This is a genomic window from Nocardioides houyundeii (genome assembly GCF_002865585.1).
GTDB lineage: Bacteria > Actinomycetota > Actinomycetes > Propionibacteriales > Nocardioidaceae > Nocardioides > Nocardioides houyundeii.
Genome location: NZ_CP025581.1, coordinates 2508138 through 2533188, shown reverse-complemented (window position 1 = coordinate 2533188; position 25051 = coordinate 2508138). Strand labels below are relative to the sequence as shown.

At 70.8% G+C, this 25051-nt stretch carries 20 protein-coding genes; 10 read left to right on the top strand and 10 right to left on the bottom strand.

Features of this window, described 5'->3' with window-relative positions; genetic code table 11:
• Positions 1-10 precede the first annotated feature (10 nt).
• Together C0R66_RS12105 and C0R66_RS12100 are read left to right on the top strand one after the other, a co-directional pair.
• Positions 11-772, top strand: a complete 762-nt coding sequence (locus C0R66_RS12105) for a hypothetical protein (RefSeq protein ID WP_101524903.1) — start codon at positions 11-13, stop codon at positions 770-772.
• An 8-nt stretch (positions 773-780) separates the two neighbouring features.
• Positions 781-1560, top strand: coding sequence for an alpha/beta fold hydrolase (locus C0R66_RS12100; protein WP_199286661.1), 780 nt, complete (start codon positions 781-783; stop codon positions 1558-1560).
• A gap of 128 nt (positions 1561-1688) precedes the next feature.
• Here C0R66_RS12100 and C0R66_RS12095 read toward each other — a convergent pair whose 3' ends face one another.
• The 3 genes from C0R66_RS12095 to mce all read right to left on the bottom strand — a co-directional run bounded on the left by C0R66_RS12095 (position 1689) and on the right by mce (position 5003).
• Complete coding sequence (locus C0R66_RS12095) at positions 1689-2945, bottom strand: coiled-coil domain-containing protein (RefSeq protein ID WP_101524902.1); 1257 nt, start codon at positions 2943-2945, stop codon at positions 1689-1691.
• 156 nt (positions 2946-3101) lie between these two features.
• The gene (ccrA, locus tag C0R66_RS12090; RefSeq protein WP_101524901.1) at positions 3102-4439 is read right to left on the bottom strand and encodes a crotonyl-CoA carboxylase/reductase; all 1338 of its coding nucleotides are present in this window, start codon (positions 4437-4439) and stop codon (positions 3102-3104) included.
• 111 nt (positions 4440-4550) lie between these two features.
• Positions 4551-5003, bottom strand: coding sequence for a methylmalonyl-CoA epimerase (mce, locus tag C0R66_RS12085; RefSeq protein WP_101526221.1), 453 nt, complete (start codon positions 5001-5003; stop codon positions 4551-4553).
• A gap of 125 nt (positions 5004-5128) precedes the next feature.
• On the opposite strand from mce, the gene C0R66_RS12080 reads away from it, so the two are divergent.
• From C0R66_RS12080 to C0R66_RS12060, 5 genes are all read left to right on the top strand, one after another.
• Positions 5129-6322: an acetyl-CoA C-acetyltransferase gene (locus C0R66_RS12080; RefSeq protein WP_101524900.1), complete on the top strand. Its 1194-nt coding sequence runs from the start codon at positions 5129-5131 to the stop codon at positions 6320-6322.
• Positions 6319-7308, top strand: a complete 990-nt coding sequence (gene meaB, locus C0R66_RS12075; protein WP_101524899.1) for a methylmalonyl Co-A mutase-associated GTPase MeaB — start codon at positions 6319-6321, stop codon at positions 7306-7308. Before C0R66_RS12080 ends, meaB begins: the two co-directional genes overlap by 4 nt.
• A 126-nt stretch (positions 7309-7434) precedes the next feature.
• A complete protein-coding gene (locus C0R66_RS12070) occupies positions 7435-7605 on the top strand; it encodes a hypothetical protein (protein ID WP_158648026.1) in 171 nt (56 codons plus the stop codon).
• A gap of 34 nt (positions 7606-7639) precedes the next feature.
• Complete coding sequence (locus tag C0R66_RS12065; protein ID WP_101524897.1) at positions 7640-8164, top strand: PH domain-containing protein; 525 nt, start codon at positions 7640-7642, stop codon at positions 8162-8164.
• Positions 8164-8652 (top strand): MarR family winged helix-turn-helix transcriptional regulator, encoded by a 489-nt coding sequence (locus tag C0R66_RS12060; RefSeq protein ID WP_101524896.1) that lies wholly within the window; start codon positions 8164-8166, stop codon positions 8650-8652. The genes C0R66_RS12065 and C0R66_RS12060 overlap by 1 nt, the downstream gene beginning before the upstream one ends.
• 16 nt (positions 8653-8668) lie before the next feature.
• Here the strand turns inward: C0R66_RS12060 and C0R66_RS12055 are convergent, their stop codons facing one another.
• Positions 8669-9412: an SDR family NAD(P)-dependent oxidoreductase gene (locus C0R66_RS12055; RefSeq protein WP_158648025.1), complete on the bottom strand. Its 744-nt coding sequence runs from the start codon at positions 9410-9412 to the stop codon at positions 8669-8671.
• 154 nt (positions 9413-9566) lie between these two features.
• On the opposite strand from C0R66_RS12055, the gene C0R66_RS12050 reads away from it, so the two are divergent.
• Entirely contained in the window at positions 9567-10775 is a 1209-nt protein-coding gene (locus C0R66_RS12050) for an acetyl-CoA hydrolase/transferase family protein (protein ID WP_101524894.1), read from the top strand.
• A gap of 76 nt (positions 10776-10851) precedes the next feature.
• The gene (locus C0R66_RS12045) at positions 10852-11787 is read left to right on the top strand and encodes a tetratricopeptide repeat protein (protein WP_101524893.1); all 936 of its coding nucleotides are present in this window, start codon (positions 10852-10854) and stop codon (positions 11785-11787) included.
• 12 nt (positions 11788-11799) lie between these two features.
• On the opposite strand, the gene ppdK is transcribed toward C0R66_RS12045, so the two are convergent.
• The 6 genes from ppdK to C0R66_RS12015 form a co-directional block, all read right to left on the bottom strand.
• Positions 11800-14457 (bottom strand): pyruvate, phosphate dikinase, encoded by a 2658-nt coding sequence (gene ppdK / locus C0R66_RS12040; protein ID WP_101524892.1) that lies wholly within the window; start codon positions 14455-14457, stop codon positions 11800-11802.
• 52 nt (positions 14458-14509) lie between these two features.
• A complete protein-coding gene (locus tag C0R66_RS12035) occupies positions 14510-15262 on the bottom strand; it encodes an NUDIX hydrolase (protein ID WP_101524891.1) in 753 nt (250 codons plus the stop codon).
• A 69-nt stretch (positions 15263-15331) separates the two neighbouring features.
• Positions 15332-17218, bottom strand: coding sequence for a 1,4-alpha-glucan branching protein GlgB (glgB, locus tag C0R66_RS12030; protein WP_101524890.1), 1887 nt, complete (start codon positions 17216-17218; stop codon positions 15332-15334).
• Positions 17215-18621 (bottom strand): maltokinase N-terminal cap-like domain-containing protein, encoded by a 1407-nt coding sequence (locus tag C0R66_RS12025; protein ID WP_101524889.1) that lies wholly within the window; start codon positions 18619-18621, stop codon positions 17215-17217. The genes glgB and C0R66_RS12025 overlap by 4 nt, the downstream gene beginning before the upstream one ends.
• Entirely contained in the window at positions 18618-20345 is a 1728-nt protein-coding gene (treS, locus tag C0R66_RS12020; protein ID WP_241901669.1) for a maltose alpha-D-glucosyltransferase, read from the bottom strand. Before treS ends, C0R66_RS12025 begins: the two co-directional genes overlap by 4 nt.
• A 14-nt stretch (positions 20346-20359) precedes the next feature.
• Positions 20360-22309 carry an alpha-1,4-glucan--maltose-1-phosphate maltosyltransferase gene (locus C0R66_RS12015; protein WP_241901429.1) on the bottom strand — a complete coding sequence of 650 codons (1950 nt, stop codon included), beginning with the start codon at positions 22307-22309 and terminating at the stop codon, positions 20360-20362.
• Between the two features lie 158 nt (positions 22310-22467).
• Here C0R66_RS12015 and glgP point away from each other — a divergent pair, with 158 nt between their 5' ends.
• Positions 22468-25050 (top strand): alpha-glucan family phosphorylase, encoded by a 2583-nt coding sequence (gene glgP, locus C0R66_RS12010; RefSeq protein ID WP_101524886.1) that lies wholly within the window; start codon positions 22468-22470, stop codon positions 25048-25050.
• Position 25051 lies beyond the last annotated feature (1 nt).

Sequence of the window (25051 nt, the reverse complement as noted above, 5' to 3'; positions counted from 1 at the left end):
CAGTGGCGTCATGGAGCTCGTCCTGCTGGTGCTGGTCCTCGTCGCGGCGCTGGGCGCCGTGGTGGTCGGCTCGCGCGCCGGTCAGCGCCGCCGGGCGGCGCAGGCGGAGGCGGAGCTCGCGCCGGTACGCCGGCTGGTCGAGGAGGACGTCACCGCCCTGGGGGTGGAGCTTCAGGAGCTCGACACGGACCTCGCCGGACAGCCGCTGGGAGCCGGGGAGAACGCCGACTACCAGCGTGCTCTCGACGCCTACGAGGCAGCGAAGACCGCTGCGGACGCGCTCACCGCCCCCGACCAGGTGCGTCACGTGACCGAGATCCTGGATGACGGCAGGTATGCCATGTCGTGCGTCCGCGCCCGGGTCGCCGGTCAGCCGCTGCCCACCCGCCGTCCGCCCTGCTTCTTCGATCCCCGGCACGGCCTCTCGGTGACCGACGTCGCCTACGTCCCGCCCGGCGGTGTCCAGCGCGACGTGCCCGCCTGCGCGCTGGACGCCGAGCGGGTGCGGGTCGGTGCCGAGCCTGACGTGCGCAAGGTGATGGTGGGTTCGCAGCGCGTGCCCTACTGGCAGGGTGGACGGGCCTACGAGCCCTACGCCCAGGGCTACTACGGCGCCTTCGGTCCGATGCAGTGGATGTTCATGGGGATGATGTTCAGCGGTGGCCTGGACGGCCTGGGCGAGGGCCTCGGCGCGGTGGGCGAAGGGGTCGGGGACATGCTCGGCGGCATCGGGGAAGGTCTCGGGGACATGTTCGACGGGTTCGACTTCTGAGCGCGCTGGTGCCGGACGACACCACGCTGCACACCACGTCGTTCGGTGACCACGGCTCGCCCGTGGTGTTCTGCCACGGTCTCTTCGGCCAGGGCCGCAACTGGACGCAAATCGCCAAGGCGCTGCCAGACCACCGCGTCCTGCTGGTCGACCTGCCCAACCACGGGCGCTCGGCCTGGACCGAGGACCTGGACCTGATCGAGGACGCACACCGGCTCGCGGACGTGCTGGGACCGGAGCCGGTGACCCTGGTGGGGCACTCCATGGGCGGCAAGGTCGCGATGCTCACGGCCCTGCTCCACCCCGAGCGGGTGAGCCGCCTGTGCGTGGTCGACGTGTCTCCGGTCAGCTACCGCCACACCAGCGAGTTCGCCGCCTACATCGCGGCGATGCAGGCCATCGACCTCACGCTGCTCGAGCGGCGTGACGATGCGGACCGCCAGCTGCGCGAGGCGGTGCCCAACCCGACGGTGCGCGGCTTCCTGCTGCAGAACCTGCGCCGTGAGGACGACGGGTGGCGGTGGCAGATCAACCTCGCGACCCTGGGGGAGCAGCTCGCCGAGATCGGCGGCTGGCCCGAGGAGGGGCTGGCCGGCGTCGCCCCGTACGACGGGCCCGTGCTGTGGATCGCCGGTGCCGACTCCGCCTACGTGCTCGACGAGTACGCCCCGGCCATGGAGAGCCTCTTCCCCCGGGTACGACGGGTGACGATCAAGAACGCCGGGCACTGGGTCCACTCCGAGCAGCCGGAGACGTTCATCGCCGTGCTGAAGCGGTTCCTCACCTAGGCGAGCCTCCTGCGGTCAGCCGCAGGCAAGGCCGGGGCGCCGGCCGATCGCCCCGACGTGCACGCGCAACGACCCGGCAGCCCGCGCGGGGCTGCCGGGTCGTTGCACCCGGACACGGGGGTGTGGGATCAGTCCTCGTCCTCGGTGAAGCTGGCCACCACGTCGCGCAGGGCACCCAGCTGCGCGGTGATCGCGTCGCGCCGCTTGGCCATCCGCTCCACCTCGGACCTGATGGTCGCCAGCTGGCGCTCGGACTCGGCGTGGCCGCTGGTCGCGACGGACTCGGCCTGGGTCTTGGCGGAGGTGACGATCTGCTGCGCCTCTCGACGGGCCCTGGACAGCAGGGCGTCGGCCTCCTTCTTGGCCTGCTGGCGCATCGTGTTGGCCTGGGTCGTGGCCTCGCGGGCGCGCTGCTCGGCGGCGTTGGCCCGCTGCTCCGCCTCGGTGACCAGCCGTGCGGTCTCGGCCGTGGCGTTGGTGTGGTGGTCGGTCGCCTCGCGAGCGAGCCGCTCCTTCTCCACCGCCAGCGTGCGACGGGCCTCCTGCACCTCGCGGTCCGCAGCGGCGCGCATCTGCTCGGCCTCGCGGGTGGCCGTCACCCTCAGGTCGTTGGTCTCCTGCTGGGCCGCCAGGCGGAGCTGCTCGGACTCCCGACGCGCCGAGGCGCGCAGGTCCTCGGCCTCGCTGAGCGCCAGGGTGCGCTCCTGCTCGGCATCCGCCAGCACCCGCTCGCGGCTGTCCTCGAGCTCCTTGAGCTGCACGATCCGCATGTCCTCGGCCTCGCGGGCCGCCTCGGCCCGGATCGCCTTGCCGTCCCGGTGGGCCTGGTCCCGGATCTCCTGGGCGTCCCGCTGAGCCTCGGCACGCACGTCCGCCGCCTCGTCCTCGGCGAGCCGCAGCATGGAGGCCGCCCGTCCGCCGAGGCCGGCGTACGTCGGGTTCTCCGCCTCGGAGGCCTGGGCGCGCAGCTGGTCGATCTCGGTCTCCAGCGCCTTGCTGCGCGCCTCCGCCTCGGCCAGGCGGCTGGTGAGCCTGGCGCTCTCCTCGGCCAGCTGCGCCAGCCTGCGGTCCACGGCCTCCTTGTCGTACCCCCCACGACGCACCAGGGGCAGCGACTCGGCGGGCTGGCCCACCGGCGCCGACACCGGCGTCCGCGCAGCGGAGCTGGCAGCGCTGGTCGTGGAGCCTGCCGACCGCGGGGCGGCGGCGGCGGCGGCGTTGACGCGTCTGGGCGGCACCGCCGGCTGCACCTGGGTCCGATCCGCGGCAGGGGCGACGCTCTTGGGCCTCTCACGCGCCGGGTCGACCTCGAGACGCTGGGTCGGCTGGTCGTCGGTCAGATCGCTCTGCTCGTCGAAGATGGAAAGGCCCTCGTCGCGGCTCATGGTGGTGGGGCACCCCTTCTGGGATCTCGGTGCGGTGTGCGGTGCCCTCCAGTGTTACTGATGCCCGGCAACTAACACACCCCGGCTCGCGGACTCCGGGATGGAAGTCACGCGAACCGGGGCGTGTCGGTGAGCGGGGTGAGGCAGCGCGGTGGCTCAGACGCCGCGGAAGCGGTTGATCTTGTCCACGTGCTGGGCGCGCATCTCGTCGTTGCGCACGCCCAGGCCCTCCTGGGGTGCCAGGCAGAGCACGCCCACCTTGCCCTGGTGGGCGTTGTTGTGGACGTCCAGAGCGGCCTGGCCGACCTCGTCGAGGGTGTAGGTCCGCGAGACCGTGGGGTGGATCTTGCCTTGGGCGATGAGGCGGTTGGCCTCCCACGACTCGCGGTAGTTGGCGAAGTGCGAGGAGACGATGCGCTTGAGGTTCATCCACAGGTACCGGTTGTCGTACTCGTGCATGTAGCCCGAGGTCGAGGCGCAGGTGGTGATGGTGCCCCCCTTGCGGGTGACGTAGACCGAAGCCCCGAAGGTCTCCCGACCGGGGTGCTCGAAGACGATGTCGATGTCCTCACCACCGGTGAGCTCGCGGATCTTGGCGCCGAGGCGCTTCCACTCCTTGGGGTCCTGGGTGTGCTCGTCCTTCCAGAACTTGAAGTCCTCCTCGGAGCGGTTGATGATCAGCTCCGCACCCATGGAGCGCGCGATGTTCGCCTTCTCCTCGTTGGAGACCACGCAGATCGGGGTGGCGCCACCGTTGAGGGCGTACTGGGTGGCGAACCCGCCGAGACCGCCGGAGGCGCCCCAGACCAGGACGTTGTCGCCCTGCTTCATGGCGCCACCGTTCTTGGAGACCAGCTGGCGGTAGGCGGTGGAGTTGACCAGGCCCGGCGAGGCGGCCTCCTCCCAGGTGAGGTGCTTCGGCTTCGGCATCAGCTGGTTGGCCTTGACCAGGGCGACGTGGGCGAGCCCACCGAAGTTCGTCTCGAAGCCCCAGATCCGCTGCTCGGGGTCCATCATCGTGTCGTCGTGACCCTCGGGACCCTCCAGCTCCACCGAGAGGCAGTGCGCCACGACCTCGGTGCCCGGCTTCCACTTCGTCACGCCCGGGCCCGTCCGGAGGACGACGCCGGACAGGTCGGAGCCGACCACGTGGTAGGGCAGGTCGTGGCGCTTGGTCAGCTCCGAGAGGCGCCCGTAGCGCTCCAGGAAGCCGAAGGTGGAGACCGGCTCGAAGATCGAGGTCCACACGGTGTTGTAGTTGATCGCGGAGGCCATCACCGCCACGAGGGCCTCGCCCGGGCCGAGCTCGGGCAGGGCCACGTCCTCGACGTGGAGCGACTTGCGGGGGTCCTTGTCGCGGGTCGCGATGCCCTCGAACATGTCGACCTCGTCCTTGTGCACCGTCGCGGCGCGGTAGGACTCGGGCAGCGGGAGGTTGGCGAAGTCCTCCGCCGCCGTGTCACCGGCGAGGATGGCATCGAGGATGTTCTGCACTGGATCGTCTCCTAGGGGGTCAGGGTGCTGAGGCGAAGATTACCCACGGGTAACACTATGCGAACCGAATGTGCGTGAGGTCATAGTCACAGCGGCGCGTCGCCGGGTGGCTCAGTGGCCGCCCGAGGCGGCCGGCTCGACCAGCTCGACCAGCACGCCGCCGGCATCCTTGGGGTGCACGAAGTTGATCCGCGAGCTGGCGGTGCCGCGCTTGGGGGCGTCGTAGAGCAGGCGGACGCCGCGGCTGCGCAGGATCTCGCAGACCGCGTCGACGTCGGTGACCCGGTAGGCCAGCTGCTGCAGTCCGGGACCGGAGCGGGTGAGGAACTTCGCGATCGTGGACTCCTCGTTGAGAGGAGCCAGCAGCTGGATCATCGAGCCGGAGTCGCCGACGGCGATCATCGCCTCGCGCACGCCCTGCTCCTCGTTGGTCTCCTGGTGGGCCACCTTCATGCCGAAGGTGTCGCGGTAGAACGCGATGGCCTCGTCGAGGTCGGGGACGGCGATGCCGACGTGGTCGATCGCGGTGAACAGGTGGTCGGGGATTTCCAGCGGTGCGCTCATGGCCACATGGTGGCTGGTGCGCCCGGCTCCGTGTGCACCGGTCCACATCAGGGACAGGAGGGGGGTGTCCCGCTCCTCGGGCTAGGCTCGGCGGCATCCACCATGCCAGCACAGGAGGCACCCGCATGTCAGGCACCACTTCCGTCATCGTCGCTGGGGCTCGCACCCCGATCGGCCGTCTCCTCGGCGGACTCAAGGACCAGTCCGCGGCCGACCTGGGCGGGGTCGCCATCAAGGGCGCTCTCGACAAGGCCGGCGTCTCGGGCGACCAGGTCGAGTACGTCATCATGGGCCACGTGATCCAGGCCGGCGCCGGCCAGATCACCGCCCGCCAGGCGGCCGTCAACGGCGGGGTGCCGATGAACGTGCCGGCCCTGACCATCAACAAGGTCTGCCTCTCCGGCATCAACGCCATCGCGCTGGCCGACCAGCTGATCCGCGCCGGCGAGCACGAGATCGTGGTGGCCGGCGGCATGGAGTCGATGACCCAGGCGCCGCACCTGCTCCCGAAGTCCCGTGAGGGCTTCAAGTACGGCGACACCGCGCTGGTGGACTCGATGGCCTACGACGCGCTCTACGACCAGTTCACCAAGCAGGCGATGGGGCTGCTGACCGAGGAGTGCAACGCGGCGGCCGCGAACCTCACCCGCGAGGAGCAGGACATCTTCGCCGCGCGCAGCCACCGCCTGGCGGTGGAGGCCCAGAAGAACGGCGCCTTCGACGAGGAGATCGTCCCGGTCACCATCAGCTCGCGCCGCGGTGACACCGTGGTGTCGGTGGACGAGGGGGTCCGTGCCGAGACCACGGCCGAGACCCTGGCCAAGCTGCGCCCCGCCTTCTCCAAGGAGGGCACGATCACCGCCGGCACCGCCTCCCAGATCTCCGACGGCGCCTGCGCCGTGGTGGTCATGAGCAAGGCCAAGGCCGAGGAGCTGGGCCTGACCTGGCTGGCCGAGATCGGTGCCAGCGGCCAGGTGGCGGGCCCCGACTCCACGCTGCAGCTGCAGCCCGCGGCGGCCATCGCCAAGGCGGTCGAGAAGGAGGGCATCGCGGTCACCGACATCGACCTCTTCGAGATCAACGAGGCCTTCGCCGCGGTCGGCATCTCCTCGGCGCGCGAGCTCGGGTTGGACGAGGACAAGGTGAACGTCAACGGCGGTGCCATCGCACTGGGGCACCCGGTCGGGATGTCGGGGGCCCGCATCGTGCTGCACCTGGCGCTGGAGCTCAAGCGTCGCGGGGGCGGCGTGGGCGCTGCCGCCCTGTGTGGTGGCGGCGGTCAGGGTGACGCACTGATCATCCGGGTCCCGCAGGCGTGACCCCGCAGTCCGGGGACCGGCGCCGTTTAGCGGCGTCGGTCCCCGAACTCGTCTCCCGGGCCCGCGAGGGCGACCCGCGAGCCGTGGCGCGCCTCATCTCGCTGGTGGAGGACGAGTCGCCGCAGCTGCGCGAGGTGATGGCCGCGCTGGCCCCCCATGCCGGCCAGGCGCACGTGGTGGGCATCACCGGGTCCCCGGGGGTGGGCAAGTCCACCTCGACCAGCGCCTTGGTGACACAGCTGCGCAAGGCGGGCAAGCGGGTCGGCGTGCTGGCCGTGGACCCGTCCTCGCCCTTCTCCGGCGGAGCGCTGCTGGGGGACCGGGTGCGTATGTCGGACCATGCTCTCGACCCCGGGGTCTTCATCCGGTCCATGGCCTCACGCGGACATCTGGGTGGCCTCGCCTGGACGACGCCCCAGGCGCTGCGCGTGCTGGACGCCGCCGGCTACGACATCGTGCTCGTCGAGACGGTCGGCGTCGGCCAGAGCGAGGTCGAGGTCGCGGGGCTGGCCGACACCACGCTGGTGCTGCTCGCCCCCGGGATGGGCGACGGGATCCAGGCCGCCAAGGCCGGGATCCTGGAGATCGGCGACATCTACGTCATCAACAAGGCTGATCGCGACGGCGCCGACCAGGTACGCCGGGACCTGCGCACCATGCTCACCCTGGGCGACCGCCCGGCGGGGGCCTGGAAGCCGCCCATCGTCAAGACGGTGGCCCGCATGGGGCAAGGGCTCGACGAGGTCGCCACGGAGATCGCCCGTCACCACCAGTGGCTCGCCTCCAGCGAGGCGCTGGCGGTGCGCCGGACCCGGCGGGCCCGGGACGAGATCGAGGCGATCGCCGTGGCCACGCTGCGCGCCCGGTGGGCAGCCGTGCACGGGCACGCCTCGCTGGACGCGCTGGCGGCCGACGTGGTCGCTGGCCACGTCGACCCCTATGCCGCAGCCGACCGGCTGGTCGCCGCGGTCGCGGCTGCTCAGTGACCGCCGCTGTCGTCAGGGCCGCCACCTGCAGCGACTGACCGCATCGTGGCGCGCCTGCGGAGCAGGGGCTTGAGAACCTGCTAGTAATAGGCGTCCTGTGGCCTGACGTGGATGGAGTTCTCGGACGTGAAAGCCAAGAAACTGATCCTGGTGCTGGTCGTGGTGTTCCTCGGCTTCTGGATGTTCACCGACCCCAGTGGACTCGCCGAGGCTGCGAAGTCGGGCGCCGGCCAGGCGTGGGAACTGACCACCGAGCTCTTCCGGGCCCTGATCAACTTCTTCGGGGCGCTCAGGTGACCCAGCCTCGCGCTGGCGCTGCGACGGACCGGGCATGGGCCTGACCTCGTGGTTCACCGACCCTGACATCGGGCAGCACCTGCTGCGCGAGGAGGGCGAGGTCGTCGTCGACGAGGTCCGGCACCACTGGGCGGCGTACGTCCGGGCCTCGCTGGAGCTCGCGGGCGCCGGCGCGCTGCTGGTGGGCATGCTGTTCTCCGATCCCGACATCGCCTGGCTGCCGTTCGTGCTCGGGGCCGCCCTGGGGCTGCACGGCACCTGGTTGGCGATGCGCGAGCACATGGACCGCTTCGTCATCACCAACATGCGGGTCTTCCGCGTGCACGGGGTGTTCTCCCGGCAGCAGGCGACCATGCCGCTGTCGCGGATCCTCGACATCACGGTGAGCAAGCCGTTCCTGGGGCGGGTGCTGGGGTACGGGCACTTCTGCTTCGAGTCCGCAGCCCAGGAGCAGGGGCTTCGCGACATCAAGTTCGTCGGGCGGCCCAACGAGCGCGACCACTCCATCCAGCGGGTCGTCCAGCGGGCCGGCCTCCGGGGACCGAGAGTCGTCAACTGATGTCCCTGCCCTTCGACCCCATCGATGAGGCGGCCCGGCAGTGGGAGGCCCGTTGGGAGGGTGTCACCGCGATGCACGCGGTCACCTCGTTGATGCGCGCCCAGCAGATCGTGCTGTCCCGTCTCGACGGGCTGCTGCGCCCGCACGGGCTCACGTTCGCCCGCTACGAGGCACTGGTGCTGCTGGTCTTCTCCTCACGCGGCTCGCTGCCGCTGGGCAAGATGGGGGAGCGTCTCCAGGTGCACCCCACCTCCGTCACCTCGATCGTGCGGCGCCTCGAGGTGGCCGGGCTGGTGGCGCGCCGGCCCCATCCTGAGGACGGCCGGACGGTGCTGGCGGAGATCACCGACGCCGGACGCCAGCTCGTGGTGGCCGCGACGGACGACCTGGTCTCAGCCGACTTCGGGCTTGGGGTGCTCAGCCGGGACCAGCTCCGCGAGGTCAGCGCGCTGCTGCGCCCGGTCCGCGAGGACGCCGGCGACTTCTGAGCCGCTCGCCTGCGCCTCAGCGCGTGGCGTCGGTGCGGATCGTCTGGCCGGTGACTGCCGCGGCTCCGCCGCTGGACAGGAACAGGATGACCGAGGCGATCTGCTCCGCCGTGACACCGGAGGCGGTCCGCGGGCGGGTGAGGAGAGCACTGTCCCCGGTGGTGGCGTAGGAGGAGAAGTGCCCCCGCTGCTGGTGCGGCACGCTGAACCGCGGGGGAGGCAGCACCATGTTGACCCGGGAGCCGAGGCGCTGCCAGGCGCGTCCGGTGCGCGACGTCTGGGCCACCAGCTCCGCCTCGGCGTCAGCCGGGGTCTGGGTCAGCTCCAGCCACTTGGCGGTGGAGCCGGCGTGGATGACGGCACCGCCGCCCGGCGCGCGCGAGGCGCACAGTCGCGGTCTCAGCTGCTGGGTCAGCCGCAGGGGGCCGACGAACCCGAGGCGGGCGGAGTGGCAGAGGAACTCCCGCTCGTGCTCGGCAAGGTCGGTGGAGAGGCGCGCGCCGGCGGTGTTGACGAGCACGTCGAGGGCACCGATGCGCTCCACGAACGACTCGATCGCGTCACTGCTTGCCAGGCGCAGCTGGTGGTACTCGAAGCGGCTGAGATCGGCGTCGTAGAGGGACGGCAGGATCTTGGTCCCGGTGATGGACACCCGGGCCCCTGCGTCCAGGAAGGCCTGCGCCACGGCCAGGCCGAGGCCACGCGTCCCTCCGGTGACCAGCACGTGCCGGCCGGTGAAGTCGAATCCGACGTCGATCACACGACATCCCCTCCAGGAAGTCCCTCGCGCCGGTTGCTCAGGCCTGCGCGGAAAACGGGTGACCCACGTGCGCGGCAGCGAATGTGGGTGAGAGGTTTCTATCAGGAATCCGAGTCGCTGTGAAGGTGTGGTACAGACCTGGTGCAATGGTCTCGTGACCCTGACGAACGTGCTCTCCACCCTGCCCGCCGACCCCCGCATCGTGGTGAGCGGGAACCATGCGACGCCCTGGCACGTGCTGGGGCTGGTCGATACCGAGCTGGACTCCTACCGGCTGTGGGCGCTCAACGGCCAGCACGGTCTGCCCGACCGGCCCGGAGTGGAGCTGGAGACCTCCTTCGTGGGGCCAGGGCAGCGCCGCAGCGCCCGGCTGCGGTACGTCCCGTGCCGGCTCTCCATGGTCCCGAGCCTGTTCCACAGCACCCAGCCGCCGGACCTGGTCCTGGTGCACACCACCGAGCCGCGCAACGGCTACGTCTCCCTGGGGGTCGAGGTCAACGTGATCCCGGCGGCCATCGAGGCCGCACGGGCCCGTGGGGGACAGGTGGTGGCCCAGGTTAACCGGCAGATGCCGTGGACCGGGGGGGCGGCGCTCGTCCGGGTGGACCAGATCGACCTGATGATCCCGGCCGACGGTCCGCTGCCTACCGCTCCTCCGGGCGGGATCGACGACGACTACGCGCTCATCGGTGCCCGAGTGGCGGACCGGGTCTCGGACGGCTCGTGCCTCCAGGCCGGCATCGGCGCGGTTCCGGACGCCAGCATGAGGGGCCTGGTGGGGCGCAGAGGGCTGCAGATCTGGACCGAGATGTTCTCCGACAGCGTGCTGGCCCTGGAGCTGGCCGGGGCGTTGGACCAGGCAGTCCCGATCCGCTCGTCCTTCCTCTTCGGCTCGGCCGAGCTGCTGGAGTGGGTGGACGGCAACGAGCGGATCGAGATGCTGCGGACCGAGGTGTCCAACGACCCTGCCCGGATCGCCGCCAACCCGCAGATGACCAGCATCAACACGGCACTGCAGGTCGACCTGTTCGGCCAGGCGAACGCGTCTCGGATCAGCGCCCGCATCCACTCCGGCTTCGGGGGCCAGACCGACTTCATCGTCGGCGCGCTGCACAGCCAGGGCGGACAGGCGCTGATCGCCCTCAAGTCCTGGCACCCGAAGGCGGACTGCTCCACGATCGTCCCGCTCGTCGACGAGCCGGTCACCTCGTTCCAGATGAGCGCGGTGGTGACCGAGCACGGGGTGGCCCAGGTCTTCGGCCACGACCAGCGCGAGCAGGCGCGCGCCCTGATCGAGCAGGCGGCCCACCCCTCGGTGCGCGAAGAGCTGTGGGAGGAGGCGGCGGGACTCGGCCTGGCCTGAGGCGAGACGGGTCCGACGTGGTCCGCCCGCCAGGGGCCGGGATGCGTGGTGTGGAGCGATCCGCGACAATGTGCCCATGACGCAGCGTCCGTTCTCCCGTCCCGGAGCCATCGACCTCTCCGCCCTCAAGCGACCCGCCCCGACCACCGCCGCCGGGGCCGGCTCGACGCCTCAGCCCGACGCCGGCTCCAGTGCCTACGCGGTCGACGTGACGGAGCAGAACTTCCAGCAGGTGCTGGAGTCCTCCATGACGGCCCCGGTGCTGCTGGTCTTCTACTCCCACACCCGGATGCCCGAGAGCGGGCAGCTCGCCGACGACCTCCGCGCGCTGTCGGGCGAGTTCGAGGGCAGGTTCCTGGTGGGTCTGGTGGACATCGACGCCGCGCCGCAGATCGCCCAGGCCATGCAGATCCCCTCGATCCCGCTCGTGGTCGCGGTGATCGAGGGTCGCCCGATGCCGCTCTTCCAGGACGTGCTGCCCCGGGAGGAGCTGCGCGCCGCCCTCACCCAGGTGGTCCAGCAGCTCACCACCCAGGGCATCGTCGAACGGCACCAGCCGCGGGACGCCGCCGCCGTGCAGGGTGTCGACCTCGACGAGGTGGACCCCCGGTACGCCGCGGCGCAGGACGCACTGGGGGAGGGGGACGTGGACCGGGCGGTCGCGGAGTACCAGAAGCTGATCGACGCCAACCCCGCGGACCTCGAGGCCGCCGCCGGCCTGGCGATGGCCAGGGTCCTGCAGCGCACGGCCGGGGTCGACCTCAACTCGGCGCGGGCTGCGGCTGCGCAGGCGCCGGACGACGTCGACGCCCAGACCCTGGTCGCGGACCTCGACATGCTCGGCGGTCACGTCGAGGACGCGTTCACCCGGCTGGTCGAGCTGGTCCGCCGTACGGCCGGGGACGATCGCACCCGCGCCCGCGACCACCTGCTCGGGCTCTTCGCTGCTGTGGGCAACGACGACCCCCGGGTGCTGCGGGGTCGGCAGAACCTCGCCTCTGCCCTGTTCTGAGCCCCCGGGCGTTCAGCCCAGCGCGGAGCGACCGGCCTCGAGGCGGGCCACCGGCACCCGGAACGGCGAGCAGGAGACGTAGTCCAGGCCGGTGCGGTCGAAGAAGTGGATCGAGACCGGGTCCCCACCGTGCTCCCCGCAGACGCCCACCTTGAGGTCGGGCTTGGTCTGGCGACCCTTCTCGGTGCCCATCGCGACCATGCCGCCCACGCCGAGCTGGTCCAGGGACTCGAACGGGGAGACGTCGAAGATCCCGTGGTCGAAGTACTTGGAGAAGAACGCCGACTCCACGTCGTCGCGGGAGAAGCCCCAGGCCATCTGGGTCAGGTCGTTGGTGCCGAAGGAGAAGAAGTCTGCCGACTTCGCGATCCGGTCGGCCAGGAACGCAGCCCGTGGCAGCTCGATCATCGTGCCCAGCTTGAACTCCACCCGCACTCCGCGCTCGGCCTGGACCTCCTCGGCGACCGCGAGGATGTCGCGCTTGACCACGTCGAACTCCCGCACGCTGGCCACCAGCGGCACCATGATCTCCGGGAGCGGGTGACCGCCGGCCTCGACCCGGTCCGCAGCAGCGTGGAGGATCGCGCGAGCCTGCATCAGGAACAGGTCGGGGATCTGGATGCCCAGCCGGACGCCCCGCAGGCCCAGCATGGGGTTCTGCTCGTGCAGCCTGCGGACGTGGTCGAGCAGCACCCGGTCGTGCTCGTCTACCTCGCCGCGGGACTCGGCCAGCGCGACCTTCACCGACAGCTCGGTGTAGTCGGGCAGGAACTCGTGCAGCGGTGGGTCGATCAGCCGGATCGTCACCGGCAGCCCGTCCATCGCCTCCAGGATGCCGTTGAAGTCCTCGCGCTGGAGCGGGAGCAGGGCGTCGAGCGCCTCCAGCTGGGTGGCCCGGTCCTCGGCCACGATCAGGCGCTCGACCAGGGTGCGTCGCTCGCCCAGGAACATGTGCTCGGTGCGGCACAGCCCGATGCCCTCGGCGCCGAACCTGCGCGCGCGTGCGGCGTCCTCGGGAGTGTCCGCGTTGGCGCGGACCCGCAGCCGGCGCCGGGAGTCCGCCTGCTTCATCACGTTGGCGACGGCGGCCACCACGTGCTCGGCGACCTCCTCACCCTCGAAGTGCCGCACCACGTGGGAGGGCGAGACCGGGACCGCCCCGAGGAAGACCTCACCGGTCGCGCCGTCGATCGAGATGGTGTCGCCCTCGCTGATGACCCCGCCGTCGCGGATGCGCGCCTGCTTCGCCTCGACGTCCACGTCGAGGCTCTCCGCTCCGCACACGCAGGTGCGGCCCATGCCCCGGGCCACCACGGCCGCGTGGCTGGTCTTGCCGCCGCGACTGGTGAGGATGCCCTCGGCGACCACCATCCCGGACAGGTCGTCGGGGTTGGTCTCCTTGCGCACCAGGATCACCGGCTCGCCCCGCCCGGCCCACTCCACGGCGGCGGCCGAGTCGAAGACGACCCGGCCGACGGCCGCGCCGGGGGAGGCGTTCATCCCGCGAGCGATCAGCTCACGCTCGGCGGAGGCGTCGAACCGGGGGAACATCAGGCTGGCGAGCTGGTCGCCGGTGACCCGGCGCAGCTGCTCGTCGGCGTCGATCATGCCCTCGTCCACCATGTGCTGGGAGATGCGGAACGCCGCCTCCGGGGTGCGCTTGCCGACCCGGGTCTGCAGCATCCAGAGCTTGCCCTCCTCCACGGTGAACTCGATGTCGCACATGTCGCGGTAGTGGCGCTCCAGGGTGGCCATGATCTCCAGCAGCTCGTCGTGCGAGCGACGGTCGATCTCGGCGAAGTCGGCCAGCGAGACGGTGTTCCGGATGCCGGCCACCACGTCCTCGCCCTGGGCGTTCTGCAGGTAGTCGCCGTACACGCCCTGGTTGCCGGAGGCGGGATCGCGGGTGAACGCCACCCCCGACCCGGAGTCCATGCCGAAGTTGCCGAAGACCATGGTCTGCACGTTGACGGCCGTGCCGAGGTCCTCGGGGATCCGCTCCTGGCGACGGTAGAGGCGCGCCCGGTCGGTGTTCCAGGAGTCGAAGACGGCGTGGATGGCCAGGTCCAGCTGCTCGCGGGGGTCCTGGGGGAAGTCGGACCCGGTCTGCTCGGTGATGATCGCCTTGAACCTCGCCACCAGGTCGGTCATGTCCGCGGCGTCGAGGTCGAGGTCCGCGGTGGTGCCCTTGGCCGACTTCGCCTCGTCCAGGGCACGGGCGAAGTGCTTGGAGTCCACGTGCAGCACCGTGGACCCGAACATCTGCAGCAGCCGGCGGTAGGAGTCCTGCGCGAACCGCTCGTTGCCGCTGCGCTCGGCCAGGCCACGCACCGAGTCGTCGTTGAGACCGATGTTGAGGACGGTCTCCATCATCCCGGGCATCGAGAACTTCGCCCCCGACCGCACGCTCACCAGGAGCGGGTCGTCGGCGTCGCCCAGGGTGCGGCCCATGGTGCGCTCCAGGACCCGCAGGTGCTGGGTCACCTCCTCGACCAGCCCCTCGGGGTCGCCGCCCTCACCCAGGTAGGCCCGGCAGGCCTGGGTGGAGATGGTGAACCCCGGCGGCACCGGCAGCCCCAGGTTCGTCATCTCCGCGAGGTTGGCGCCCTTGCCCCCCAGCAGGTCCTTCTGCTCCTTGCTGCCCTGACCGAAGTTCGTCACCCATGCCATGGGTCCATCCAACACCCATCCGCCCCCCGGCGCAGGGAGGGCGCGGCCGCCTCTAGCGTCCCGACTCGGTGTACGCCGGCCCGCCGCCGAGGTTGGCGAGTGCGGCCTCGACGCGACGAGCGGTGAAGTCGGCGGCGCGCGCGCGGACCTCCTCGACGGTGCAGAACCGGACGGCGGCGATCTCGCGCTCCTGGCGGACCACCCGGGCCAGCGCGTCGGCGGGCAGCACGCCGCCGTCGAAGACCAGGCACAGCGCGTCGTCCCAGCCGCCCCACGGCGGCAGCCAGTCGGTGAGCAGCAGCGGGCCCGCGGGCAGGTCGAGGGAGAGCTCCTCCTCGACCTCCCGGCACACCGCGACCTGGGGGGACTCCCCGACCTCGACCACGCCTCCGGGCAGGTCCCAGTCGCTCTTGTAGGTGAGCTGGCAGAGCAGGACCCGGTCGGACTCGTCCCGGATGAGCATCTGGCTGATCGCCCGCTTGCGGGGCAGGAAGGAGTTGAGCAGGGCCCGGAACCCGCCCGGCTCACCGACCGGCTGGTCGGTGGCGAGACGGGCGTAGACGATGCGGTCACCGGACCGCCCGTCGGCCTCCACGCCGCGCCGGACTCCCTCGCGGTGCATCCCCGACCAGGTCGCGGTGCGCTGCGCGGACTGGTCCTCGGGGTCGACCAGCACCTCCACCCGGGAGTGCGCGAGCAGCGCGGACGCCACCTCGCGGCGTACCTCGTCGACCGTGTGGTCGGGCGTCCACGCCAGGCGTGCCACGCCGGGCGCGACGATGGTCACGCTGATCGGATCGGTCACGGCGCCAACCCTACCGACGACGCACCAGCCGGCCGCCGAGCCGCAACTGCCTGCACTGCCCCGCGCGTCCTAGGCCCGGGCCGCCGCCGCCGGCTGGCGCCGTAGCCAGAGGGTGGCCAGGGGAGGCACCACGATCGTGGCGCTGGCGGGCTGTCCGCCGAACGGCTCCGCCGCGGCCTCGACCCGGCCCAGGTTGCCCACCCCGGACCCGGTGTAGCCCTCGGCGTCGGTGTTGAGCACCTCGTCCCAGGTGCCGGCCGAGGGCAGCGCGAGCCGGTAGCCCTCGTGGGGCACCGCGGAGAAGTTGGCGACGCAGACGAGGTCCTCGGCGTCGGGGGAGCGGCGTACGAAGCTGAAGACGTTGCGGTTGGCGTCGTGCGCGTCGATCCAGGCGAAGCCCTCCGGCGAGTTGTCCCGGCCGTACAGCGCCGGGGACTCGCGGTAGACCTGGTTCATGTCCCGCACCAGGTCGTGCACGCCGCGGTGCTCGGGGTGCTCCAGCAGCCACCAGTCGAGCTCGCGTGCCTCGGCCCACTCGGCCTCCTGGGCGAACTCGGTGCCCATGAAGATCAGCTGCTTGCCGGGGTGCGCCCACATGAACGCCAGGTAGGCCCGCAGGTTCGCCAGTTGCTTCCAGCGGTCCCCGGGCATCTTGCGCAGCAGGGATCCCTTGCCGTGCACGACCTCGTCGTGGCTGATCGGCAGCACGAAGTTCTCCGACCAGGCGTAGACCAGGGAGAACGTGAGCTGGCCGTGGTGGTGGCTGCGGTACAGCGGGTCCTTCTCCACGTAGGACAGCGAGTCGTGCATCCAGCCCATGTTCCACTTGAAGCCGAAGCCCAGGCCGTCCTCGGACGTCGGCCGCGTGACGCCGGGCCAGGAGGTGGACTCCTCCGCGATGGTGATGGCACCCGGCACCCGGGCGTAGACGGTGGCGTTCATCTCCTGCAGGAACTGCACCGCCTCCAGGTTCTCGCGGCCGCCGTGCACGTTGGGCGTCCACTGCCCCGCCTCGCGGGAGTAGTCCAGGTAGAGCATCGAGGCCACCGCGTCCACCCGGAGGCCGTCCACGTGGAACTCCTCCAGCCAGTACAGGGCGTTGGCGACCAGGAAGTTGCGCACCTCACGACGGCCGAAGTTGAACACGTAGGTGCCCCAGTCGGGGTGCTCGCCGCGGGAGGGGTTCGGGTCCTCGTAGAGCGGGGTGCCGTCGAACCTGGCGAGGGCGAATTCGTCCTTGGGGAAGTGGGCCGGGACCCAGTCCACGATGACGCCGATCCCGGCCCGGTGCAGCCGGTCGACCAGGAGCCGGAAGCCGTCGGGGTCGCCCATCCGCGAGGTCGGCGCGAAGTAGGAGGTCACCTGGTAGCCCCAGGAGCCGCCGAAGGGGTGCTCCATCACCGGCATCAGCTCCACGTGGGTGAAACCGAGGTCGCGCACGTAGTCCACGAGCTGGTCGGCGATCTCGGACCAGGTGTAGATCCGGCCGTCGGGGTGTCGCCGCCAGGAGGCCAGGTGCATCTCGTAGATCGACATCGGCTCGTCCACGTGGCGCCGCTCGGCGCGCTGGCGCATCCACTCCTGGTCGTTCCAGGTGTAGTCGGACTCGAAGACCACCGAGGCGGTCTCCGGGGGCACCTGGGTGTGGAAGGCCATCGGGTCGGCCTTGTCCCGCCAGACGCCGTCCGCGCTGAGGATGCGGAACTTGTACTGGGCGCCGTTGCCGACCCCGGGTGCCATGGCGTGCCACACGCCGGAGGAGCCGATCGCCGCGAGGGGCGTCCGGGTCCCGTCCCAGTCGTTGAAGCTGCCGGCCACCTGCACCTCGCGGGCGTTCGGCGCCCACACCGAGAAGGTGGTGCCGTCGTCGACGACGTGGGCTCCCAGCACCTGCCACAGGTCCTCGTGGCGGCCTTCGTTGATCAGGTGGATGTCGAGCTCTCCGGGGCCGGTCATGAGGTCTCTCCGTTCGACGCGGGTTTCAGGTCGTGGGCGGCCAGCTGCTCCAGCCCGGCCAGCGGGATGCCCTGCCAGCTCGGACGGTTCCTGGCTTCGTAGAGCACCTCGTAGACCGCCTTGTCGGCCGTGTACGCCGTCAGCAGCACGTGGTCCTCACCGGTCACCGGGCCCTCGTGGTAGGCCTCGAGGAAGGCGGCGCGGTTGCGCGCCGACCACTCCCGGGCCCGGTACGCGCGTTGCTCGGCACCCTCGCCGGCCGGGTAGGTCATGGCGGTGGCGCGGGGTGCGTAGTCGAAGGAGCGCAGCATTCCGGCCACGTCGCGCCAGACCGAGTCCGGCAGCATCCGCTGGGCCAGCGGCCGCGCGGGCTCGCCCTCGAAGTCCACGATCTTCCAGCCCTTGACGGTGCGCAGGGTCTGTCCGAGGTGGAGGTCTCCGTGGATCTGCTGGACCGTCACGTCGCGCAGGCCCGCGACCTCGTCGTAGGTCTGGCGCAACAGGTCGACGTAGGCCTCGAGCTCCGGCACGACCGCCAGGGCCTCGTCCAGCCGGCGGTGCATCGTGGCGGACAGCTCGGCCATCTCCTCGGGGGTCCGCTCGAGCCGGGGGAAGTTCTCGGCGAGCACCTCGTGGGTCTCGCGCAGGGCGACCCCCAGACGGGCGGCCTCCGCGGCGAAGTCGCCACCGACCTCGTCGGGGTGCAGGTCGCCCTCGGCGAAGAGGTTGCGGACGCTGGCCAGCGCCAGCTCCCAGCCGTCGCTGGCGGTGCGCAGGAACTGCTGGAGCATCGCCAGCTGGATCACGGCGTCGGACTCCGCGTCGACCACGTCGAGCCAGCCGTAGAGGGCCGCCACGTGGTCGGAGCCGGCCCGGGTGAGCACCTCGTGGATGGAGATGTCGGGGTTCACCCCCGGGGTGACCTTGCGGAACACCTTGAGCACCGCGTCCTCGCCGAAGCGGACCGAGGAGTTGGACTGCTCGCCGGTGAACAGCGTGGAGTGCGCCTCCAGGTCCAGCTCGTGACCGGGCACCCGGTGGAACAGCAGGTCGCCCTGGGGGGCCGGCTCCGCGGCGAACGAGTGGAGCCAGAGCGCCATCGCCTCCCGGTCGTGCAGCGCGTCGTAGGCGTGCACCCGACCGAAGTCCGGCTCCTCCCAGACGCCCACCAGGGCGTGCTCCAGACGCTCCTGAGGGTGCTCGTAGAGGGAGAGGGGCACCTGGTAGAGGTCCGGCTCCCCGCCGTCGGCGTACTCCACCTGCACCAGGTCGATCACCACCGAGGGCCCGTCGCCGGGCACCACGCCCAGGCGGCGGGTGCCCGTCACGGATGCCTGGCGTCCCTTCCCACCGAACCAGCGTGCGCCGCTCAGCAGTGACATGAGGTCCTCGTGTGCGCTCATGCGTGCCCCTCCTCGTGCATCGGCTCGGTGAGCTGGAACCAGTAGAAGCCGTACCCACCGGCGGTCAGCAGGTAGGGCATCTCGCCGATGGCCGGGAACGGCACGCCGCCCAGCATCTCGACCGGGACCATGCCCTCGTACTGCCGCAGGTCGAGCTCGACCGGCTGGGGGAAGCGGGAGAGGTTGTTGACGCACAGGATGACCTCGCGGTTCCCCTGGGCGTCGGTGTGGGAGCGGGCGTAGGAGAGGACGGTGGGGTTGGAGCCCCCCAGGTCGGTGAAGTCCCCGAGCCCGAACGACGGGTGCTGGCGGCGGGCGTGGATCATCCGGCGCGTCCACTGCAGCAGCGAGGAGGAGTTGGCCAGCTGGGCCTCCACGTTGACCGACTGGTAGCCGTAGACCGGGTCCTGGACCGTCGGCAGGTGCAGCTTGCCGGGGTTGGCCGCCGAGAAGCCGGCGTTGCGGTCCGGGGTCCACTGCATCGGCGTGCGGACGCCGTCGCGGTCGCCGAGCCAGATGTTGTCGCCCATCCCGATCTCGTCGCCGTAGTAGAGGACCGGGGAGCCGGGCAGCGACAGCAGCAGCGCGGTGAACAGCTCGATCTGGTTGATGTCGTTCTCCAGCAGCGGCGCCAGTCGGCGGCGGATGCCGATGTTGGCCTTCATGCGGGGGTCCTTGGCGTACTCGTCCCACATGTAGTCGCGGTCCTCGTCGGTGACCATCTCCAGGGTCAGCTCGTCGTGGTTGCGCAGGAAGATGCCCCACTGGCAGTTCTCGGGGATCGCGGGCGTCTGCTCGAGGATCTCCGAGATCGGGAACCGCGACTCCCGGCGCACGGCCATGAAGATGCGCGGCATGACGGGGAAGTGGAACGCCATGTGGCACTCGTCGCCGCCGACCTCGGGGTCGCCGAAGTACTCGACCACGTCGCTGGGCCACTGGTTGGCCTCGCACAGCAGCACTCGGCCGGGGTAGTTCTCGTCGACGAAGCGACGGCACACCTTGAGGAAGTCGTGGGTCTCGGGGAGGTTCTCGCCGTTGGTGCCGGGCCGCTCGTAGAGGTAGGGGACGGCGTCGAGCCGGAACCCGTCCAGGCCCATGTCGAGCCAGAAGCCCATGGCGTCGAGCATGGCCTGCTGCACCGCGGGGTTGTCGAAGTTGAGGTCGGGCTGGTGGTGGAAGAACCGGTGCCAGTAGTACTGGCCGCGGACGGGGTCGAAGGTCCAGTTCGAGGGCTCGGTGTCGACGAAGATGATGCGCGCGTCCTCGTAGAGCTCGTCGGTGTCCGACCACACGTAGAAGTCGCCGTACGGCCCGTCGGGGTCGCTGCGGCTGGCCTGGAACCACGGGTGGGCGTCACTGGTGTGGTTCATGACGAAGTCGATGATCACCCGGATGCCGCGCTGGTGGCACTCGTCGAGGAAGTCGTGGAAGTCCTCCACGGTGCCGCACTCGGGCAGGATGTTGGTGTAGTCGGCGACGTCGTAGCCACCGTCGCGCAGCGGCGAGGTGAAGAACGGCGGCACCCACAGGCAGTCCACGCCCAGCCACGCCAGGTAGTCCAGCTTCTCGATCAGGCCCCGGAAGTCGCCGATGCCGTCGCCGTTGGAGTCACGGAACGAGCGGACGAGCACCTCGTAGAAGACCGCGGTCTTGAACCAGTCCGGCTGCTCGGCCGTCGAGCTGGTGTCCTCGAAGTCGTTGGTCGCACCTCGCTCCTCGATGGAACTGGTCTCGCTCAACGGGGACTCCTCACGGTGATGATGTGTGCTGGCTGGTGCCCCGGGTCGAGGCGGACGTAATTGTGCTGGCTCCAGCTCCACTCGTCGCCGGTGAGGTCGTCGGAGGCGATGAAGGAGTCGTGCCAGCCCAGGCCCAGGGCCGGCATGTCCAGGTGGACCATGGTCTCCCGGGTGGCGTGCGGGTCCAGGTTGATCACGACCAGGACCACGTCGTCGTCGCGGCGCTTGCTGAAGACCAGCACGTTCTCGTCGTCGGAGGAGTGGATGCTGATGTTGCGCAGCAGCTGCAGCGCCGGGTGCGCCCGCCGGATCTCGTTCAGCTGCCGCAGGTACGGCGCCAGGGTGCGGCCCTCACGCTCGGCACCCTCCCAGTCGCGGATCCGGATCTGGTACTTCTCCGAGTCCAGGTACTCCTCGCTGCCGGGCTTGACCGCGACGTGCTCGTACAGCTCGTACCCGGCGTACACCCCCCAGGAGGGGGACCCCGTGGCCGCCAGCGCGGCGCGGATCTTGAACGCCGCGGGACCGCCGTACTGCAGGAACGCCGGCAGGATGTCGGGGGTGTTGACGAAGAAGTTCGGCCGCATCACGTGGTCGCTCTCGTGCGAGACCTCGCGCAGGTACTCCTCGATCTCCCACTTCGCGGTGCGCCAGGTGAAGTAGGTGTAGGACTGCTGGAAGCCCACCGCACCCAGGCCGTGCATCATCGCCGGGCGGGTGAACGCCTCGGACAGGAACACCACGTCAGGGTCGGTACGACGCACCTCGCGCAGCAGCCACTCCCAGAACGCGAGCGGCTTGGTGTGGGGGTTGTCGACCCGGAAGATGCGCACCCCGTGCGACATCCAGTGCCGCACGATGCGCAGCACCTCCCGGCAGATGCCGACCGAGTCGTTGTCGAAGTTGATCGGGTAGATGTCCTGGTACTTCTTGGGCGGGTTCTCCGCGTAGGCGATGGTGCCGTCGGCCTGGGTGGTGAACCACTCGGGGTGGGAGGTCACCCAGGGGTGGTCCGGTGCCGCCTGCAGGGCCAGGTCCAGGGCCACCTCCAGGTCGAGCTCGCGAGCCCGGGCGACGAAGGCGTCGAAGTCCTCCAGCGTTCCCAGCTCGGGGTGGATCGCGTCGTGGCCGCCGTCCTTGCTGCCGATCGCCCAGGGTGAGCCGGGGTCGTCGGGGCCGGGGGTGAGGGTGTTGTTCGGTCCCTTGCGGTTGACCTCGCCGATGGGGTGGATCGGGGGCAGGTAGATGACGTCGAACCCCATCTGGGCCACCGCGTCCAGGCGCTGCGCGGCGGTGCGGAACGTGCCGCTGCGGACCTTGCCGGTGGCCTCGTCGAGGGTGGCGCCCTCGGAGCGCGGGAAGAACTCGTACCAGCTGCCGCACAGGGCGCGGACCCGGTCGACGAAGAGGGGGTAGGGGCCCTCGACGGTGACCAGGTCGCGCAGCGGGTGCGCCTGCAGGACCGCGTCCAGCTCGTCGGACTCCAGCGCCGCCAGACGCGCCTCGACGGGCCGCTCGGTGTCGGTCGCAGCCTGCAGGGCGCCCTTGAGGGCGGTCTTCGAGGCCCGGTCCAGACCGGCGAGCTCGGCGGCCCGCTCCAGCAGGAGACGGCCCTCGGTGAACATCAGCTCCACGTCGACGCCGGCCGGGACCTTGACGCCGGCGTTGTGGCGCCAGGTGGCCCACGGGTCGGACCAGGCCTGGATCTCGAACGACCAGGCGCCCACGGCGTCCGGCACGACCTCGGCGTCGTAGCGGTCCGGGATCTCCGGGTGCGCCGTCATCCGGCTCGGGGGACGGCGTACGCCGTCGGGGTCGATCAGCACGACCTCTGCGCCCAGCTTGTCGTGCCCCTCTCGGAACACGACGGCGCGCACCGGCAGCGGCTCGCCCACAGTTGCCTTCGCGGGGAGCCTGCCGAGGTCCACCACAGGGTGTACCGACATCACTGGAATTCGTCCGACCATGGGGCAACCCTTGCTGACCGTTCCGGCGCTGCGCAAGCGGGGGTACCCCCAGGATTCAGCACCCGTCCGAGTGGGTACCACTGGCCGAGCACGGCGTTTGTTGGATCGATCAAAGGAAATGCCCTACGGTCACGTGGGTGCGAGCGATCCGACGATTCAACGTCCGTCCTGTCCTTCCGGAAGCGATCTCCGACCTGGGGGTGCTGGCCGGCAACCTGCGCTGGTCCTGGCATCCGCCGACCCAGGACGTGTTCCGGGCCGTGGATCCCGCCCTGTGGCAGCAGGTCGACCACGACCCGGTGCGGCTGCTCAGCGCGGTCAGCCGGGAGCGGCTGGCCGAGCTGGCCGCCGACGACGCCTTCCGGACCTCGGTCGCCGAGGCTCGCCGTTCGCTGGAGGAGTACCTCTCCGGCGAGCGGTGGTACGCCCGCCGGGCCGGTGCCGAGGCGCCCCGCTCCATCGCCTACTTCTCACCCGAGTACGGCATCACCGCCGTGCTCCCGCAGTACTCCGGTGGTCTCGGCATCCTGGCCGGGGACCACCTCAAGGCCGCCTCGGACCTCGGCATCCCGCTGACCGGGGTGGGACTGCTCTACCGCCACGGCTACTTCAAGCAGTCGCTCTCCCGTGACGGCTGGCAGCAGGAGACCTATCCGGTGCTCGACCCCGACGAGCTTCCGCTGCGGATGCTGCGCGAGGCGGACGGCTCGCGGGCCATGGTCTCGATCGCACTGCCGGACGGGCCCGACCTGCTGGCCCGGATCTTCGTGGCCTCGGTGGGCCGGGTGCCGCTGCTGCTCCTGGACTCCGACATCGAGGAGAACCCCCAGCACTACCGCGACGTCACCGACCGGCTCTACGGCGGCAACTCCGAGCACCGCCTGCGGCAGGAGCTGCTGCTGGGCATCGGCGGGGTCCGTGCGCTGCGCACCTGGTCGCGGCTGACCGGCGCCCCCGAGCCGGAGGTCTTCCACACCAACGAGGGCCACGCCGGGTTCCTGGGGATCGAGCGGATCCGCGAGCTCACTGCTGCACCGGAAGGACCTCGGCTCGACTTCGACACCGCGCTGGAGGTCTGCCGCGCCGGCACCGTGTTCACCACGCACACGCCGGTGCCCGCGGGGATCGACAGGTTCGAGCGGACCCTGATCGACCAGTACTTCGGCGGCGGCTCCTCCCCGGCGCCGGGGGTCCCCGTCGACCGGGTCCTCGGTCTCGGGGCCGAGGACTACGAGGGCGGCGACGCCGCCGTGTTCAACATGGCCGTCATGGGCTTCCGGCTGGCCCAGCGGGCCAACGGCGTCTCCCAGCTGCACGGGCAGGTCTCACGGGGGATGTTCAACGGTCTGTGGCCCGCCTTCGACGAGGCCGAGGTGCCGATCGGCTCGATCACCAACGGGGTGCACGGCCCCACCTGGATCGCGCGGGAGATCTTCGAGCTGGTGGCCGCACGGGGCGCGGACGTCGACGGCGACGACACCGACGCGCTGTGGCCGATGGTCGATCAGGTCAGCGGCCGCGAGATCTGGGACCTCAAGCGCACGCTGCGTGCCCGACTGGTCGATGACGCCCGGGCCCGGCTGGTCCGTTCCAGCGTCAAGCGCGGCTTCACCCGCGCCGAGCTCGGATGGATCGACGACGCCCTCGACCCGGACGTGCTGACCATCGGCTTCGCCCGCCGCGTCCCGTCGTACAAGAGGCTGACGCTGATGCTGCGCGACCCCGCCCGGCTCAAGCGGCTGCTGCTGGACCCCGAGCGTCCGATCCAGCTGGTGATCGCCGGCAAGTCGCACCCGGCGGACGACGGCGGCAAGCGGCTGATCCAGGAGATGGTGCGCTTCGCCGACGACCCCGAGGTGCGGCACCGCATCGCCTTCCTGCCCAACTACGACATCGCGATGGCGCAGCCGCTCTACCCCGGCTGCGACGTGTGGCTGAACAACCCGCTGCGGCCCTACGAGGCGTGCGGCACCTCGGGCATGAAGGCCGCCCTCAACGGCGGCCTCAACCTCTCCATCCTCGACGGCTGGTGGGACGAGTGGTACGACGGCAACAACGGCTGGGCGATCCCCTCTGCCGACGGCATCGAGAACGGCGACCGGCGTGACGACCTGGAGGCCGCCGCCCTCTACGACCTGATCGAGCACGAGGTCGCGCCCCGCTTCTACGACCTCGACGAGGAAGGCGTGCCGACCCGGTGGGTGGAGATGGTGCGGCACACCCTCAAGTCGCTGGGGCCCAAGGTGCTGGCCACCCGCCAGGTGCGTGACTACGTCGTCGAGCTCTACGCCCCCGCGGCCCGGACCGCGCGCCGGCTCAACGCGGACTACTCCGGGGCCCGCGACCTGGCCGCGTGGAAGCAGCGGGTGACCGCCGCCTGGGGTGGCGTGCACGTGGAGCACGTGGAGTCCCACGGCCAGGGCGACACCCCGGAGGTGGGGGACACCCTCACCGTGCGTGCCTTCGTGGCCCTGGACGGCCTCTCGCCGCAGGACGTGGAGGTGCAGGTCGTGCACGGCCGCACCGGAGCCGAGGACGTGATCGCCCAGACCTCGGTGCTGCCCATGTCGGTGACCGAGTCCTACCAGGACGGGCGGCACCGGTTCGACGCCGAGCTGCCCCTGGACCACTCCGGGTCCTTCGGCTACACGGTCCGCGTGGTGCCCCGCAACGACGTACTCGCCTCGGTTGCGGAGCTGGGACTCGTGGCGCTGCCCTAAC

Bases quoted from the DNA above. Each gene is read 5' to 3' on its own strand.
- C0R66_RS12105 (WP_101524903.1), top strand. From the start codon at position 11: ATGGAGCTCGTCCTGCTGGTGCTGGTCCTCGTCGCGGCGCTGGGCGCC.
- C0R66_RS12095 (WP_101524902.1), bottom strand. From the start codon at position 2,945: ATGAGCCGCGACGAGGGCCTTTCCATCTTCGACGAGCAGAGCGATCTG.
- mce (WP_101526221.1), bottom strand. From the start codon at position 5,003: ATGAGCGCACCGCTGGAAATCCCCGACCACCTGTTCACCGCGATCGAC.
- C0R66_RS12080 (WP_101524900.1), top strand. From the start codon at position 5,129: ATGTCAGGCACCACTTCCGTCATCGTCGCTGGGGCTCGCACCCCGATC.
- C0R66_RS12065 (WP_101524897.1), top strand. From the start codon at position 7,640: ATGGGCCTGACCTCGTGGTTCACCGACCCTGACATCGGGCAGCACCTG.
- C0R66_RS12060 (WP_101524896.1), top strand. From the start codon at position 8,164: ATGTCCCTGCCCTTCGACCCCATCGATGAGGCGGCCCGGCAGTGGGAG.
- C0R66_RS12045 (WP_101524893.1), top strand. From the start codon at position 10,852: ATGACGCAGCGTCCGTTCTCCCGTCCCGGAGCCATCGACCTCTCCGCC.
- ppdK (WP_101524892.1), bottom strand. From the start codon at position 14,457: ATGGCATGGGTGACGAACTTCGGTCAGGGCAGCAAGGAGCAGAAGGAC.
- glgB (WP_101524890.1), bottom strand. From the start codon at position 17,218: ATGACCGGCCCCGGAGAGCTCGACATCCACCTGATCAACGAAGGCCGC.
- C0R66_RS12025 (WP_101524889.1), bottom strand. From the start codon at position 18,621: ATGAGCGCACACGAGGACCTCATGTCACTGCTGAGCGGCGCACGCTGG.
- C0R66_RS12015 (WP_241901429.1), bottom strand. From the start codon at position 22,309: ATGTCGGTACACCCTGTGGTGGACCTCGGCAGGCTCCCCGCGAAGGCA.